Consider the following 764-nt stretch of genomic DNA (forward strand, 5'->3'; position numbering starts at 1 on the left):
GCCTTGCGACCAGCGCCAGACCGAAATCGATCCCCGAGGTGACGCCGCCGGCGGTGATCAGATTGCCGTCCTCGACGATCCGCGCATCGACGGACACCGCCCCGAACTCTTCAAGGAAATCATGGGCATACCAATGTGTGGTCGCCCGCTTGCCGGCGAGCAGCCCGGCGGCGCCGAGCACGAGGGCGCCGCTGCACACCGAGGTGATGTAGCGCGCCTGCGCCGCGCGCTGCCGCACGAAATCGAGAACCGCCCGATCCTCGAGCAGCGCATTGACGCCGCCTCCGCCTGGAATGCACAGCACGTCGAGAGGGGGGCAATCGTCGAAGGTCGCGGTCGGCGTCAGGGAAAGACGCGTCGAGGACGTCACCGGATTGCGGTCCTTCCAGATCAATTCCACCTCGGCGCCTTTTGCCGATGCCAGGACTTCGTAAGGGCCGGTGAGATCGAGCTGCTGGACATTGGGGAATACGAGGATGCCGAAACGAAGGGTCATGGAAATCTCCGCAGGTTGACTTCGGGCAATCTAAGGCATCATGCTTTGGCGCGATCGCCAATCATCCCTCGTTTCAGGCCAAACCAATGCGCCGCATCGAAATCCTTGCCTATCCCGACATCCAATTGCTCGATGTCAGCGGGCCGCTCCAGGTTTTCGCCAGCGCCAACGACTTCAGCACGCAGGCCGGCGAGCCGGCTGCCTATGAGGTCGTGGTTGTTGCCGCTTCCCCTAGGATCAGGACGTCGGCCGGTCTCGTGCTGGAGAC

1 protein-coding gene and 1 pseudogene are annotated in these 764 nt (G+C 63.4%); one reads left to right on the top strand and one right to left on the bottom strand.

Annotated features, from left to right (window positions below):
• On the bottom strand, window positions 1-496 hold a 496-nt coding region (locus tag EOA38_RS37980), incomplete at its 3' end, for a DJ-1/PfpI family protein (protein ID WP_145966355.1).
• Window positions 497-582: 86 nt separating this feature from the next.
• On the opposite strand from EOA38_RS37980, the pseudogene EOA38_RS37985 reads away from it, so the two are divergent.
• Window positions 583-764: pseudogene (locus EOA38_RS37985) on the top strand (AraC family transcriptional regulator); the annotation flags it as partial.

The organism is Mesorhizobium sp. M1E.F.Ca.ET.041.01.1.1 (genome assembly GCF_003997355.1).
Lineage (GTDB): Bacteria > Pseudomonadota > Alphaproteobacteria > Rhizobiales > Rhizobiaceae > Mesorhizobium.